The organism is Brevibacillus sp. AG (genome assembly GCF_028369215.1).
Lineage (GTDB): Bacteria > Bacillota > Bacilli > Brevibacillales > Brevibacillaceae > Brevibacillus > Brevibacillus porteri.
Window position 1 is genome coordinate 392,164 of record NZ_JAQMYO010000004.1, and the last position, 16,351, is coordinate 408,514.

Sequence of the window (16,351 nt, forward strand, 5' to 3'; positions counted from 1 at the left end):
TGCGTCGTGTGTGGCATTTATGGAATTGTTCGTTCAGAGAAGCGAGTATATGAAAATGAATTAAGAATCATGGGAGAAAGACTTAAGCACCGCGGCCGTGATGATGAAGGAATTTTTTTGCATGACAATATTGGTTTGGGCCATAAGCGTTTAAGTATTATTGACGTAACAAACGGGAAACAACCAATGACAAACGAGGATGGAACAGTCTGGATTGTCTTTAATGGGGCAGTATACAACTACTTAGAGTTACGGCAAGAATTAGTACAAAAAGGGCACAATATTAAAACCTATTGTGATACAGAAGTCATCATTCATGCCTATGAGGAATATGGAAAAGACTGTGTAAGTCGTTTCAATGGTATGTTTTCATTTGTGATATGGGACCAAAACAAGCAAGAGATATTTGCTGCTAGAGATCGATTCGGGGTTAAACCATTTTACTATTCCATGCAAGATGGTGAATTTATTTTTGCGTCTGAGATTAAAGCGCTCCTTTCCCATAATCCAGCACTGCGTAAAGTAAATATGAAGGGTTTAAAAGATTACTATGTTTTTCAGTATACATTAGCAGATAAAACACTTTTTGAAGGGGTTAAAAAGCTGGAGCCAGGATACCATTTAACTATAAAAATAAACGATGGTTTCCGAGCAAAAATCGAGCAGTATTGGGATTTTAATTTTAACTATGACTTGTATCATACAGAGGATTACTTCGTCGACAAAGTAAGGTTTTTATTAGAAGATGCTGTAAAGATTCGGTTAAGAAGTGATGTGCCTGTGGGAGCGCATCTTAGTGGTGGATTGGATTCAAGCTCAGTTGTTTCATTTGCAGCTTCTCTTCTTGAGGGAATGAATATAAAGACGTTTACTGGAGGATTTGCAGACAGTAAAGAGTATGACGAAACATACTACGCGAAATTAGTTGCAAAGCATTCAAAGGCAGATTACTATGAGATTTTTCCAACTGCTAGTGATTTTGCAGATAGTATCCAAGATATCATATATTATTTGGATGAACCAGGAGCAGGCCCAGGTGTATTTCCACAATACATGGTTTCGAAGCTTGCCAGTCAGCATGTAAAGGTAGTTCTAGGAGGACAAGGTGGCGACGAGATATTTGCGGGATATGCACGATACATGGTTGCTTACCTAGAAGAAAGCTTGAAAGGTGCAATTGAAGATACGGCGAATCGTGGGGAATTTGTAACTACATTAAGTTCCATCATCCCAAATCTTAACCTATTGAGCAACTATAAACCAATGCTTCAGCATTTCTTTAAAGAGGGGCTTTTCGGTCCACAGGATCAGAGATATTTCCGTTTAATTGATAGAAGTGAAGGAATGAAAGATGTATTAGACTCCGATTTGTTTACGGAGAGCAGTAGCTATTCTGTATTTGATGATTATCAAAAGATATTTAATCGTTCAAACGCAACTTCTTATCTCGACAAAATGTTATATTTTGACGTAAAGGCATCTTTGCCAGCATTACTGCATGTTGAGGATCGGACCAGTATGGCAGTAGGCTTGGAATCGAGATTACCACTACTTGATTACCGACTAATGGAGTTAGTTGCTACGATTCCGCCTGTAATAAAATTCCAAAGTGGTAAATCAAAAAATATTTTGAAACAAGCTGTTAAAAATCATGTACCAGACGAGATCATTAATCGGAAGGACAAAATGGGCTTCCCCGTACCATTAAATGAGTGGTATCAAAAAGATCTGAATGGATTCATAAAGGAAATACTTCTTGATCCTCGTACTGCTAATAGGGGATATTACAACGTTACTGAAATCGAAAAAATCCTGAGCAAGCAAACAAAATTTAGCCGTGTGATGTGGGGGCTACTTTGCCTGGAGCTGTGGTTTAGGGAATTCATTGATTAATCGCCTTCGTATCCTTCTAAGTATATTACTAACATGACTTATCTGAGAAAGAGTGATTGATTTAATGAATAAAATCATTGTAATTCTATTCTTAGCTTGTTCTTTAGTATTTATTTCCGGATTTGAAAGTAAATCTATTAAATCCGATTCAAACTTACTAAAACTGGTAGAGCTAAACTTGCAAATTCACAATAGCTTTGATTACGGGGTTGGATTACCCGGGTATCCAACTATGGCGCAAACGATAGAGTACGGTAACGGTCATTGTGGTCTATATGTGACCTATCTGGCAGAGGAATTTAAGAAAAAAGGCTACAAGGCAGTTGTTTGGGATTTACATTCTGGATTATCGTCGAGCGAACAATTTTTATATCACTCGGTAATTGAAACCGTGATTGACAATAAAATATATACGTTTGATCCTACTTTGGGGATTTACTATGAAAATTCAGTGAGTGAATTAATTACAAATGCGTCAATTTCAAAAAATGCTGTAGGAACAATTAAAAATGAAAAACTAAAAATATATGCAAACCCATACTTTTGGGCTAATGTAAAAAAAACTCAAATTCAAACAACTCTTAATTATGCTAAGGATAATATTATTACGAAGGTACCTTATACTGTTAGAGGGAAAGATAATTTCTATAGCTCTCCTAATGATTTAGAAGCCAGTTTAAACCTGATTGGGGCAGAATATACTGCATCAAAGGAAGGAATATTACCGGTAGAGTTTACCATTACCTTTTCGAAAGAAGTAAACGTCAATAGACTTTACTTTGAGTGGTTTGATCTGGACAATTATCCCACAGAATTCTCTATATATGACAACAAGAATTCAAAACTCATTAGCACCTATAAGGATTATGTTAATGAAGTAGGTTATGAAAATACTTGGCTAAATTCAAGTGTTAAAACTAACTCGCTAACATTTAAATTTTCGAAATTTAAGGGACAGCAACGACTCTTATTAAGGAACCTACACTTGTATTAGTCGTAAGCTCATTAGCTAAGGAGTAAACTAATATGAACTCCCTTGAAATAATACGGAGAGGTATTAATTTCGTAGTAATATTATGATTCTCATGCTAGAAAGGTAAGGTGGATACTAATGAGAATTAACAACAAAGTAGTGCTAACAATAATTATGCTATTTCTCACTTTTGTATCTCTAAGTCTCATCTTTCGGGAAAGTGGCAATGCTACAGTGGAAAGGGGAGAAGCGATTTCAGTGAAACCCGATTGGATGCCACGCCACTTAGATTTGGACACAAATTATGGAACATATATGGTTGAAAAAGAGCTTAATAACATGCCCAGTTTTGTTGTAAGTATTTCTAAATACAAAGATAGGGAGTATTTAGTTTCTGATTATCAAGATGTTCACATTGTAACCATGACAGGGAAGAATGATAAATTAACAACTCTTCAGGTACCAAATAATATTAAAGTTTGGAATCCGACAGGCGTATTTTTTAGTGATAACTCAGATACGGTATATGTAGCTAATTATAATGGGCACAATATTTTAGAGTTTCAAATTGATAGAGATAATTCGTCACTGCAGCTTGTAAAAGAGATTAAGCACCCCGAGATGAAATCCCCAGAAAACGTTGTAGTGAGTAAGGATGGAAAATATATAGCTGTTGCGGATTATGATGGAAACAGTGTGTTTTTATTCGATAACCAAGGCAAACATCTCTGGCAATGCGAGATAAAACAAGCGCACGGAGTTGCAATTGCGGAAGGGTATGTATATGCAACTGGTTTAACTGATCGTGAAGTAGTTAAAATAGATATGAAGGGAAACATTGTTAAGAATACTGGAAAGCTTGGCTGGGGGCAGAATGAATATCTATGGCCAACGAGTATTGATGTTTCAAATAATGGAGACGTAGTTGTATCAGATGCACATACAGGACGGTTATCTTTTCTTGATAAGGAACTAAATTTTATAGGATCAATCGGTGGGAATGGTCCAGGCGTTGACCTATTTAACTTCCCGTATTCAGCAGTTTTTTCTGATAATATGATACTCGTTACTGATTCTATGAAGGGAAGAATCTTAGAATTAGATTACTCTGGTAAGGTCATGAACCAATTTGTTATTGGACCTGTAAAAATTTCAGGAATAAAAGGTCCTGTTCTGTCGGGTAGCAATGGTAAGGAATACACATTCGAATCAATGACATTTGATGAAATATCACCCGATTTATTAAACTCTTATAAAAGAGCAGAAACAAGCTTCGTTGGAGGATTTAACTCCATAGATTTATTGACAAAAAATAAAACCGTGTTGTCTCAAGTTGAAATTGACTCTCAAAATTCATCAGTATACACAGGAGATTCGTTTTGGTATGTTACTTGGATAAAGAAAATTGACTTAGACGGTAGTGATTACTATATTTTTGGGTCTCCACAACATCACACTTTTATTGTTTATGATCCAAACAGCAATATCTTTGCGATTAATAACACACATAGTGAACTATTTGATATTTGGGTGTATGATGATACTGTTTACGGGCCAGAAGGAAGGTCTACTGATCTTTCTGGTATAGTTAAAGAAGCAAAGCAGCAGTTTGACAGATTTAACAGCGAACTAAGAAAGGGAACACCTCGAAAGAAGGCGTACCAAAAAGTATTTTATCCTGAAAAAAGTGATGCTGATTTTGATAACTGGTTTACGAAAATGATGACTTCTAAAGAAGCAAAAGAGTTCTTACAGCAGATCTCTAAAGGAGCAGATCCTGAGACGGTCGCTAAAAAATACTTCTTTGCCATTAAAGACGAGCCATACCAATATTTATTAGAGAACCTCCTCGTAAAAGTGTTGAGCGAACCGATCAAGCCAATTGAAGAATTAAGTGGAATTGCAGAAATAAAAAATGAACGTAAGCCTTATCCAGGTTATGGTATCGCGGGAAGCATAGATAATGACCAGAATACTTACACAGGTTATGTAGAAGGAATGCAACAAAGTACATTTGAATTAGTATGGAAACATCCTATAAGTATTAGTGATATTACTATAGAATGGCTATCAGATGAAAATCGTGGGCTTGATTATAAAATGCTAGGTATTCTACCCGATGGATCATCGAAAGTCATTACTAATGTAAAAAATAATAACGAAGTCACAAACAATTTCTCGATTAATGGTTTTCCACCTATTGTTAAACTTGTTTTTGAGTTTGATAGGGGACAAGGGCAAAATCGGCTGTTAATGAGAAATTTTAGAGTCTGGGGAACTTTGCTAAATAAATAGATTTGTTATAGGAGCAGGTATATGTGTGGTTTTGTCGGGGTACTTAACATAAATCGAGAAAAGATTAATCAAGATAAACTTATTAAGATGCGTGATATCATCGCCCACCGAGGTCCTGATAGTGAGGGGATATTCCTCGATAACAATCTCGGATTAGGTTTTCGTCGACTCAGTATTATTGATTTAGAAGCGGGCCATCAGCCAATGACAACGGTTGATGGCCGTTATACCATTGTGTTTAATGGGGAGATTTATAATTACATAGAATTGCGTAAGCTTTTAGTCCAAAGAGGAGTGATCTTCCGTACTGAATCTGACACGGAGGTTCTACTACAGTTGTTGGCCCAAGAAGGGAAAAAAGGTTTATTACGAATAAACGGAATGTTTGCCTGTGCTGTGTGGGATAAACAAAGGCGCGAGCTATTTGTGGCACGAGACCGAATAGGAATAAAACCGTTTTACTATTACTTTGATGGAGAACGGTTTGTATTTGGTTCAGAGATTAAAGCGATTATTGCCGATCGCACAATTAAAAGGGAGCCCAATTACCAAGCCATTGTAGACTATCTTTCATTCATGTACGTGCCAGATGATAAGACATTTTTTAATAACATTAAAAAATTGCTGCCAGGTCATTGTGCAACAGTGTCCGAAAAAGAAGGCTTGGTCATTGAAGAGTACTGGGACCTTACATTTGAAGCTGCTTCTAGAACAGAATCTCAAACGGTTGAAGAGCTAAGGTTTTTAATAAATGACTCCGTAAAATTACACCTACGGAGTGATGTTCCAGTGGGTTGTCACTTAAGTGGTGGGCTTGACTCAAGTACGGTTAGCTCTTTATCAGCTAAACATCTTCAGCAACGAATAAAAACGTTTTCTGGGAAGTTCAATGAAAGCGATTTTTATGATGAAACAAAATATGCAAAAATAGTTTCGAAAGCATCAGGCACCGAATATCTTGAGATCGTTCCTGATATGAATTTTTTTCAAAATTCTTTAGCCAAACTAATATGGCATATGGATGAACCAGCAGTCGGACCGGGTATTATCCCGCAATTTTCTGTTTGTCAATTAGCTGCTGATAATGTCAAAGTAGTTTTAGGTGGTCAGGGCGGGGATGAGATATTCGGGGGGTATACACGTTATTTCCTTGCATATGAAGACCTTCCTTTGAATGGGCAGCCGTCATCCCCTGTAGCAGCAATGCAAAAGTCATTTTCGAACAGCTTGAAAAGAAAGGCTCTGCTCATTTACGGGTATGCCAAGCAACATGGAATCAAAACAACAATGAAAAAGATAGGACAACGAATACAGGAAACACCAACGCAACCGGGAACATTTGAGGAGATATGGCGAAAATATTCTACATCGATGGTACTTAATCCCAATTTATTTGGTTTGAAGATGCAGGACACCATTTCAAATTACGATATGAATGATACATTCAATGGGTATCTCCGTAAAGATGTGAGTGAAGACCCTTTCGACCTAATGCTCTATCATGATATCAAAGCATATCTCCCAGGACTGCTTCAAGTCGAAGATCGAACGAGTATGGCGGTATCGTTAGAATCAAGAGTACCGCTTCTTGATTATCGGATTGTGGAATTTGCTGCTACTATTCCGTCTTCTGTAAAGGTAAAGGGATTAGAACCAAAATATATATTTAAGCAGGCAATAAAGGGAATGATACCCGATGAAGTTCTAAACCGAAAAGACAAAAAAGGGTTTCCAACGCCAATCAACGTTTGGTTTAAAAAGGATCCGCAATTTGTGAATAAAATCTTGCTAGATGATTCAGCAAGACAAAGGGATTTATTTAATGTAGCGGGAATTTCAAATATGCTATCAACAAACGTTGATTTCAGTTGGCAGCTATGGTCCTTATTGAATGTTGAGCTTTGGTTTAAAATATTTATTGATGAAGATCCTCGATTTGTAGATTCAAATGGATATATACAAAAAAGGGTTGAACTCGCATGAAAAAGAAACACATTTGCATGCTTGTAAGCAACGAGGTAACCTCTGATCCCAGAGTGACGAAGGAAGCGAGTTCACTAAGTAATCTCTGTCAGGTAAGTATAGTAGGTATACGCAAAACATTAAGCGTTCCAAAGTATGAGAAAATTGGAAACTACACTGTGCTTCGTGCAAATGGGTTAACTAATCGTTTAAAAAAGAGCACGACGACGCTAGGTATTCTAAAGATCGCGTTGAAAAAAATATCTGCTTTTTTGGAGATGAGTAAGATTGCATTTGCACAAAAAGCAGACGTTTATCATGCTCATGATTTTGATATGTTGCCATTTGCCTATGTGGTTGCCAAATTAAGAGGGGCGCTACTTGTGTATGACTCACATGAGCTGTGGGCTGAGCAGAGGGCTGACTTTCCCCAATGGTTTAAAAGATTGGTAATGTTGATAGAAGGGTATGTTATCCGACGTGCTAAAAAAACGATAACGGTCAATGAATCAATTGCTCGGGAACTTCAAAAGCGTTACCGGTTAGTCGACTTGCCTATCATTCTACACAACTTTACGATGCTCCAAAATGAAAAAAACCTTCAGATTTATGATAACCACTCAAAAATAGTGATACTGTATCACGGGGGGTATCTGAAAGATAGAGGATTGGAAGAGTTAATAAAGTCTGTGAAGTTTCTCCCTCCTCATATTGTGATCCGCTTAAGAGGGATGGGACCTATGGAAGAAGAACTCCGAACTCTTGCTGCACCATATATAGTCAGCGGTCAAATTGAATTTTGTGAGCCAGTAGCAATGATGGATTTAGTTAAGGAAGCAAGCGAAGCTGATATCGGAATCATCCCGTATAAACCGACTTGTTTAAATAACCTATTCAGTCTTCCAAATAAACTGTCTGAGTATATGATGGCTGGCCTAGCCGTCTGTGCTAGCAATCTCCCAGAAATCCGGAAATTGAATGATAGAGTGCATTTTGGGGAATTGTTTGACCCTACTGATCCAAAGAGTATTGCAGAGGCATTAGTCCGTTTGTCTTCTGAAAAAGAATATTTGCGTCAATGCAGGGAAAATGCAAAAACATGGGCAGATAGGGAAGGGAATTGGGAGGAAGAAAGTGAAAAGTTGATCTTTCTTTATACCAATCTATTAGGTGAACGATATGAAAAAAGTCTGGATCGTTAACCAGTATAGTGTTACACCCGAATATCCAGCTAGTACACGTCATTACGAACTAGCCAAATACTTAGCAAAGCGACACACTGTCACTTTATGGGGAAGTAACTTTATTCATCACAACAAAACGTATCGTTTTTCCAAATGGACGTTGATAAAAAAAGAAGTGCTAGAAGGTTTTCGTTTTCTATGGATAGGAGCGATATCTTATAAGGATAACGGAGTACTTCGATTTATAAACATGTTTCTGTTTGCTATTTGTTTTTTTGTCGCAGGGTTGTTCCAGCGTGAAAGACCCGACGTCTTGATAGGATCATCGCCTCCATTGTTTACTGCCTTCTCTGCCATGTTGCTAGCAAAGGTTAAGAAAGCTGTATTTATTTTGGAGGTCAGGGACTTATGGCCGGATTCATTGATTGATATTGCTGGAGGAAGGCACAAACTGCTAATCAGTCTGTTGCGCTGGATGGAACACGTATTGTATAGGGAAGCGGATAAAATTATAGTACTGACAGAAGGTATTGGTGATCGAATACACCAAAAGGGAATATCGCAGGATAAACTCTTTTTTCTGGCTAACGGAATTGATATAGAAACTGTTACGCTGCCATCTGATCCCTCCCATGACAGACAAAAAATACGAGAGTCGCTAGGGATCTCAAATGAGGATTTTGTCTGCATGTATGCAGGTGCGCATGGACCCGCCAATGATTTGGTTCAACTCATATGTGCCATGGAAATGCTTAAAGAGGAACACAGGATCAAAATTGTACTAATGGGTGAAGGTATTGAGAAGCCGAAACTCCAACAGATAACGAAAGAAAAGGGATTAGGAGAAGGTATACTATTCCTCTCAGCTGTTTCAAAATCAAACGTTCACAAGTATTTAAATTGTGCGGACGCTTTTCTTATTTGTTTAAAAGATGTTCCTTTGTTTGAAGGGGCACTTCCAAACAAATTGTTTGACTATCTGTTACATGAAAAATTGATTATTACTACAGTGCGAGGAGAACTTCTTAACTTTTTGGAGCGTTTCAATCTAGGTGTATATGGGAATATCAAGGAAACTGGTGAGCACTATCTACCTGAGGTAATACGTAAGCTTGCGTACGGCGAATTTTCGGTGTCTAGCATTTCAGGAAAAGATATCGTTTCGAAACAATTTTCGCGCGAGAATCAGGCAGAGACCTTGGCAGTTATGATGGAGGAGTTAATCAAAAATGGAAGGTGACCAACATATGAGTACATTTATCAACTCGCAAGCGAAATTAGGGAATCATGTTACATTCGGTTATAACTGCATCATTGAAGAAGATGTAGAGATTGGTGACAATGTATCTATCGGTCATAACGTTATCATTTACAAAGGCACGAAAATCGGCGAAGGATGCCAAATACATGACAATGTTGTAATTGGAAAAAAACCTATGCGTGCTGCAAGATCGATCTTAAAGGCGCAATCAGATCATCCACCAACTGTGATCGGAAATCGTTGTACAATTGGAACCAGTGCAATTGTTTACGTGAATGCGCAACTGGCAGATGAAGTATTCGTGGCTGATCTTGCTACAATTCGTGAAAAGGTAACAATAGGCAGCCAAACGATTATCGGCCGTGGAGTGGCTATAGAAAACGAATGTAGCGTAGGCGCATATTGCAAGATTGAGACAAATGCATACATCACTGCTTTTTCTACGATTGAAGACTATGTGTTTGTTGCACCTGGTGTTGTAACAAGTAATGATAACTATATTGGACGTACGGAAAAAAGATTTTCTGCTTTTAAAGGGTGTACAATTCGAAAAGGCGGCAGGGTAGGAGCAAATGCCACTCTGTTACCTGGACTGATTGTGGAGGAAGATGGAGTCATTGGGGCAGGAAGCGTGGCAACTAAACAGGTAGTCTCTGGGAAGATTGTTGTCGGTAATCCAGCAAAGCCGTTAAGAGATGTGGAAGAAGACCAACTCTTAATAAATCAGCCTAAAAAATCCTAAGAATCGACATAGACATATGAATGTGTGATGTTTGGAAAACAGTAAGTATGTTAAAATACCTCTAGCAATTGATATTGTTAGGGGTTTTTTTATGTTTAATATATTGGATAGACGCATTGACAAGTTTATTTTGTTAACGGTCGACTTGTTCATCATTTTTTTAACATATGTTCTGGCTTTTTTCTTGAGGTATGAAAATATTACAGCTAGAAACTGGGAATCGTTTCTGGCGCTTGCACCTTGGATTCTTTTGATTAGCTTGTTTTTTCTAACAGTCTATGAGCTTTATACATTAAATAGAAAAAGCATATGGGATGTTGTCAGAAGTATTTTCGTTGCGACTACATTCATTACGTTCTTAACAATGGCTGCTTCTTTTATTTTTCGTGAGTTTGCGCTGCCGAGATCTGTCATAGTAATTTCTTATTTTCTTATGATTGGATTACTGTCAGGATGGAAATTTATTTATTCGAAATGTAAACGTGATTATAAAGCAGGTACAACATTGCTAATTGGTTCACAGGTTGAATTTGCAAAGATCGACATGTCATTCCTCGGTGCTATAAAGTGGAAACATGTTCAGCCTGATCAAAGCCTAGAAGAAATCATTGCACAAATGAATAAGGTAGATTCCGTCATAATAACCCCAGAATTATTGGAAGAAAAGAAAGCCCAGATTATTTACCAAGCTATGAAACAGAATAAGATCGTATATGTTGTTCCATCCTTATATGATTTGCTGCTTTCTAAATCGATTATCACATCACTTGATGACACGATGGTCCTAGCAGTCAAGCCATTTGGTCTTCCTGCTGACCAGCGATTGATCAAGCGGGTTTTTGATATGATTTTCTCTTTTCTTTTTTTGGTGCTCTTATCCCCAATTTTTCTTTTCGTGAGTTTTCTGATCAAGTTTGAGGAGCCAAAAGGAAGGATCATTTTCAAGCAAAATAGAATCGGTCAGCATGGAAATGAATTTCATATTTATAAATTCCGCTCAATGATAGAAGATGCAGAAGTACATACGGGACCAATCATCGCTAAGCAAAACGATTCTCGAATTACACGGGTTGGAAGGTTATTGAGACTAACCAGAATTGATGAACTGCCTCAATTGTTTAATGTACTCATAGGTGATATGTCACTTGTGGGTCCAAGGCCGGAGAGAGAATATTTTACTAAGCAGTTTGTCCAACAGTTCGAATCCTATGAATACCGACATGTTGTAAAACCTGGAATTACGGGATATGCCCAAGTTATGGGGAAGTACACGACGGATGTTGAGGATAAGCTGCGATATGACTTGCATTATATTAGAAACTACTCTCTTCTGCTAGATATAATCATTATGTTACGTACGATCATTGTCTTGCTTGATAAAACCAAAGCAGAAGGACGAGAAAAGCCTGCAAAGGTTAAAAAAGGTGACAGTAAATTTCCTGTTAATTATTGAGAAGATAGAAGCCGTCACAAATGTGTGAAGAGGAGACTTTAATGAAAGTACTCGTAACTGGAGGGGCAGGTTTTATAGGTTCCCATATTGTAGATGAATTAATTGAGTGTGGACATCACGTTGTCGTGTTGGACAATTTATCCGTAGGGAATAAGGGGAATCTCACTAGGAACGTTCGAATCATTGAACAAGATATTAGAGATGATTTACATCCGCTCTTTTCTAGAGAAAAGTTTGACATTGTAATACATCAGGCTGGGCAAGTTAGCGTACCTAATTCTTTAAGAGACCCCATTACGGATCTTCAGGTCAATTTAACAGGGCTACTCAATCTTTTAGAAGCAGCTCGAAAGCATCAAGTAAGAAAAGTAATATTTGCTTCGACAGCTGCTGTATACGGAATGCCAATCGAATTGCCTATTAAAGAGAGTCATCCGCTGAAGCCAGTTTCTCCGTACGGCTTAACGAAAAAGACATCAGAAGAATATTTGAGGATGTATCATGAACTTTATGGTATCGATTTTACTATTTTACGATATGCCAATGTTTATGGCCCAAGGCAGTCTTCAAATGGAGAAAACGGTGTCGTCTCTATTTTCACTGATTTATTCAGCAGAGGAGAATCACCGATTATTTATGGAGATGGGAGCACCACGCGTGATTTTGTGTTTGTAAAGGATATCGCTAGAGCAAATGTACTTGCACTGCAAGCAGGAGATGGAGAAATCTTTAATGTTTCCACAGGAGTTTCTACAAGTTTAAACGAGCTGTACAACCTGTTTAACAATTTATTAAGTGGACAGGGAGCACCTGTTTATGTAGATTCCAGATTAGGTGACATTAATCATTCTGTTTTATCTAATTCTCACATTATGGATAAATTAGGGTGGGTGCCTAAAACAAGTTTAACTGATGGCATTCGAGAGACGTTGGATTGGAAACTACAATTAGCGATTAGGTAATTCTCCGTTTATGTAAACAGGAAACGTGGTAATCAAATCTGAAGGTCCAGCCAGTAACAGGCAGGTCCTTTATTTTTTTGTACGTATATTGTTTATCCCCATAATAGAAAAAAGACCAACTGAGCTGGTCAGTTGGCAAATGGTGCTTCCCCAAGTTATTTGTTTAGACACTTATATTCTAGCAATGTTGAATAATATTGTAAACTTTAACATCTTATAGGTGCCGAGCTATGAAGTAAGGATACCTTTCCATTCCTTGACATCATCTGCTTCATACGGGTATCCTAACATAACTACTATTACGAATGGCTCTGTTCTATGGTTGCACAAGCCGTATATTTGCTGTTTGTAATGCCAAGTTTTCTATGTTGCAAAAGGATGTCACTATGCTATAGTGGATGACGAATGCAAACTGTATATAGATGTAGAGAAAAGTTGGGAGCGACGATATGTTATCCTTCTTGAAGAATTTAATGGGGAATAAACCAACAGCGAAAGAGGTACAAGAGCAGGTTCAGGAGGAATCGATCTTGTCCGCTTCTGATACCGCACAGTCACATCAAGAAGAAAGTCAGGTACAGGATGCAACTTCTGGCGTCATCACAACGCTCTCCCTGCATGAATCATGGGAAGATAAGCTTAGTCAACAGGAGAAGTATTCGCTCTCCTTTATGGCTCAAGAACTGACTCCATTGCAGGCGGGGAATATCTCTCTGGCAGGAACTGCTCTTGTTCCACATGATGAAGGGATTGAAGTAACAGCGTTCATCCGGAACAGTTCTGATGAACCTGTGCAGCTGAATGAGACGACACTGGTGGTACTGTTCGGTGATCAGGAGTTGTTTACCCGCCAGACATTTGATCTGAGCGAGATCGGGGAAATTCCACCACGTTCCGCAAGACCGTGGTCGGTTGTATTTGATAGAGAACACTTCCTGAAAGTGGATGTTCTTCTGGCAAATTGGAAAATTGCTTTTGAATTGGCGGAGAAGAAAATGGTTCTGCCACACCAATTGGAGCTAGAGGAATCCTGGATTAAGGCGCTATCTGAAGAACAGAAAACTTACTTGATTCAGTTAGCCAAGAATCTTCCTGCATTAAAAGAGGGAGAGGTCAATATCCAGAGTGTACAGCTTGGGCGTTCGTCAGAAGGCGATCTTCATGTCATGCTTCTGATACGCAACGGTTCTGCGCAGCAGACCCTTTCCCTGGAAAAATTGCCGTTGGCGCTGTTTGATGCCAGTGGAGATAAAGTGGCAGAAGGCTTATTTGAACTGGACGGCTTGACTGTTAATGCAAATACCAGCAAGCCATGGGTGTTTATTTTTCCGCCGTCAAGCATCCTAAAGGAAGCACCAGATTTGTCGCGTTGGAAAGTGAGCGTACCCCAAGGAGCTTGATTTTTTGAGTGGCCAATTTGCATGGGCTAGTCTAAAAAGTTTATGATGATAAGAGAAGCTTCGTTCGTGCCCGGACGTGTGAGGAGGTATCATATGTTTTCTTTTATGAAGAATTTGTTAGGTAAAGATCAACAGAAGCGCTCCCTGGAGGATCTGAAAAAGGAGATTCAGGAAGAGTCGACAATTGATTTAGCTTCCATGACTAGCAACGAAGTCGAAATGGATAGCAATGGTGGACCAGAAAAGTCTGCTACGAAGGCTGAGAAAATTCGAACTGAGCTATCGTTGAGCCCGATATGGGAAAGTGAGCTGGATTCGGAGAAAAAGTATACTCTCCGCTTTTTGCAAGCTGAATTGCCTGAGATGGTACCAGGCATGATTAGCGTAACAGGCTTCAGTATGATTCCACAGCCAAACGGAATGACTGTCGCTATGTTTTTCCGCAACGCCACAAATAAACCTGTGCGTATTAAAAACGTAGGATTAGCGATTTATCTGGACGACAAGCCTTTTGCGCGGATGAGAGTGGATTTGTCAGATATGGAGGCTATTCCACCGCATTCCAGCCGTCCATGGGAGGTTTTGTTCCCGGAAGAAAGCTATTTGCATGACAATTTCACCTTTAGCCGTTGGAAAGTGGTAATGAAGGCCGGCAGAAATTCACATGTTTGGCCTCGTACACTGGAGCTTGATCCTGAAATGGAGAAGCGCATGACTGATCGTCAAAAGGATCGTCTGGAAGCATTGACACAGTCTTTGCCGTTAGTTCCTATTAATACGGTGGAAGTAACGGGTTTTGACATCCGAAAGACCGAGGAAGGGAACCTGGTAGTAGCCATGCTTTTCCGAAATGGTCTCAACCATGATTACCATCCGGAAAAACTCAAATTTACGATTTCGGATTCGGATGGAGATGTAGTTGCGACAGGTTCTCTGGATGCAAGCTCCATTCGTGTAAAGCCTGGAAACAGCCGTCCGTGGCTGATTGTATTCCCACCTAAATTTGTGAAAAAGCCTGATGCCGACCTGAAAAGATGGGCGCTTTCTGTAGAGTAGATCGCACATTTTTTAGGGATGGGAAAGAGGAGGTTGCTATATGAGTTGGTTATTGGAAAATTGGTTTGGTTCCAAAGAGAGCTTGGAGCAAGTACGCGAAGATATTCATGAGAATCTTCATAGAGAGTTTTATCTGGGTGTATCTGGACTGGATAATCCGCAACAATCTGCGAACCGTGTGAACTCGAAGGAACTGTTTTTGGTGATGAATGGTCCTTGGGAAAATCAATTGGATGACGCTGAGCAGGAGCTATTGCAATACGCGCATGATGAAATGCCTCCGGTTGTTCGTAACGAAGTCGGTATTATTCCGTTCTTCACGCAGGTTACCAATGATGGTTATCTGGTTCTTGTTTACATTCGCAATGCGACAGACCGCAGTGTTTTGCTACAAAAGCTTCCGTTGACTTTGGTTACGGAGGACGGAGAAGAGGTCGCGAAAAAAACGTTTGACCTGATTTCCTCAGGACCAGTAGGAGAAATGTCCAGTCGCCCGATGGAATTTATGTTCCGTTGGGATGAGTTCGACCGTATCCCTGAAAAAGAAATACCTCTGATGCTGACTTTTATCAAGCCAAAAAAGCACGGAGTAGAGGATAACCAAAATTATAACTGGGGTCTGAGTGCAGATGAGTCGGAGCAGTATCTGCAACAGGCTGAAGAGAAGAACCCCATTGCAGAGGGCGAAGTAGATTTGCAAGTCCTCGATATCAAGCCTGGTGAAGATAACGGCTTGAAAGTTATCGTTGCTTTCCGTAACGGATTAGGAAAACGTCTGGAGTTTACCGAAGTGCCAATTATTGTTCATGATAAAGCTGGCGATACGGTAGCACGCGTACACTTCACGTTGGAAAACATGAAGGTAGAAGCGAACAGCCATCGCGTGTGGGCGTTCGATATTCCTTCCTCTTCCTTTAAAAAAGAAGCGGTAAATATTGCGGAACTGACTGCCTTTATTCCGAAAGCGCAACAACGAAAAAAAGAAAAAGCTCAGGTAGCACCTGAAGTAGAAGACAATAAAGGTTTGTTACAGTAAGGAGAAAACCCTTTTTGCCGATGGTGAAAAGGGTTTTCTTCTGTGAGAATGTCCCAAATATTGGAGAATGAGGGTTGCGTGTCCCCCTTTTCATCCGCTATGCTAAAGACCAGATTACAAATACCTGAATTCCT

At 39.1% G+C, this 16,351-nt stretch carries 12 protein-coding genes; all 12 read left to right on the forward strand.

All coding sequences use genetic code 11. From position 1 onward, the window contains the following. Positions 1 to 6: 6 nt before the first annotated feature. The 12 genes from asnB (POF51_RS13145) to POF51_RS13200 all read left to right on the forward strand — a co-directional run bounded on the left by asnB (POF51_RS13145) (position 7) and on the right by POF51_RS13200 (position 16,217). Positions 7 to 1,893 carry an asparagine synthase (glutamine-hydrolyzing) gene (asnB, locus tag POF51_RS13145; protein WP_069850927.1) on the forward strand — a complete coding sequence of 629 codons (1,887 nt, stop codon included), beginning with the start codon at positions 7 to 9 and terminating at the stop codon, positions 1,891 to 1,893. A gap of 64 nt (positions 1,894 to 1,957) precedes the next feature. Then, complete coding sequence (locus POF51_RS13150; RefSeq protein ID WP_069850924.1) at positions 1,958 to 2,887, forward strand: hypothetical protein; 930 nt, start codon at positions 1,958 to 1,960, stop codon at positions 2,885 to 2,887. 117 nt (positions 2,888 to 3,004) lie between these two features. Further along, entirely contained in the window at positions 3,005 to 5,161 is a 2,157-nt protein-coding gene (locus POF51_RS13155) for an NHL repeat-containing protein (protein ID WP_069850921.1), read from the forward strand. Between the two features lie 21 nt (positions 5,162 to 5,182). Further along, positions 5,183 to 7,144 carry an asparagine synthase (glutamine-hydrolyzing) gene (asnB, locus tag POF51_RS13160; RefSeq protein ID WP_271755555.1) on the forward strand — a complete coding sequence of 654 codons (1,962 nt, stop codon included), beginning with the start codon at positions 5,183 to 5,185 and terminating at the stop codon, positions 7,142 to 7,144. Continuing rightward, a complete protein-coding gene (locus tag POF51_RS13165) occupies positions 7,141 to 8,325 on the forward strand; it encodes a glycosyltransferase (protein ID WP_069850916.1) in 1,185 nt (394 codons plus the stop codon). The genes asnB (POF51_RS13160) and POF51_RS13165 overlap by 4 nt, the downstream gene beginning before the upstream one ends. Then, on the forward strand, positions 8,303 to 9,547 hold the full coding sequence (locus tag POF51_RS13170; RefSeq protein ID WP_271755557.1) for a glycosyltransferase family 4 protein: 1,245 nt from the start codon (positions 8,303 to 8,305) through the stop codon (positions 9,545 to 9,547). Before POF51_RS13165 ends, POF51_RS13170 begins: the two co-directional genes overlap by 23 nt. Then, entirely contained in the window at positions 9,537 to 10,310 is a 774-nt protein-coding gene (locus tag POF51_RS13175) for an acyltransferase (protein WP_244521812.1), read from the forward strand. The genes POF51_RS13170 and POF51_RS13175 overlap by 11 nt, the downstream gene beginning before the upstream one ends. 91 nt (positions 10,311 to 10,401) lie before the next feature. Continuing rightward, complete coding sequence (locus POF51_RS13180) at positions 10,402 to 11,763, forward strand: sugar transferase (protein ID WP_017252306.1); 1,362 nt, start codon at positions 10,402 to 10,404, stop codon at positions 11,761 to 11,763. A 41-nt stretch (positions 11,764 to 11,804) separates the two neighbouring features. Beyond that, on the forward strand, positions 11,805 to 12,725 hold the full coding sequence (locus POF51_RS13185) for an NAD-dependent epimerase/dehydratase family protein (RefSeq protein ID WP_069850910.1): 921 nt from the start codon (positions 11,805 to 11,807) through the stop codon (positions 12,723 to 12,725). Positions 12,726 to 13,174: 449 nt separating this feature from the next. Then, positions 13,175 to 14,125: an accessory Sec system S-layer assembly protein gene (locus POF51_RS13190; RefSeq protein ID WP_069850907.1), complete on the forward strand. Its 951-nt coding sequence runs from the start codon at positions 13,175 to 13,177 to the stop codon at positions 14,123 to 14,125. 93 nt (positions 14,126 to 14,218) lie between these two features. After that, the gene (locus tag POF51_RS13195) at positions 14,219 to 15,181 is read left to right on the forward strand and encodes an SLAP domain-containing protein (RefSeq protein WP_017252303.1); all 963 of its coding nucleotides are present in this window, start codon (positions 14,219 to 14,221) and stop codon (positions 15,179 to 15,181) included. A gap of 40 nt (positions 15,182 to 15,221) precedes the next feature. Next, positions 15,222 to 16,217: an SLAP domain-containing protein gene (locus POF51_RS13200; protein WP_271755562.1), complete on the forward strand. Its 996-nt coding sequence runs from the start codon at positions 15,222 to 15,224 to the stop codon at positions 16,215 to 16,217. Positions 16,218 to 16,351: the final 134 nt, after the last annotated feature.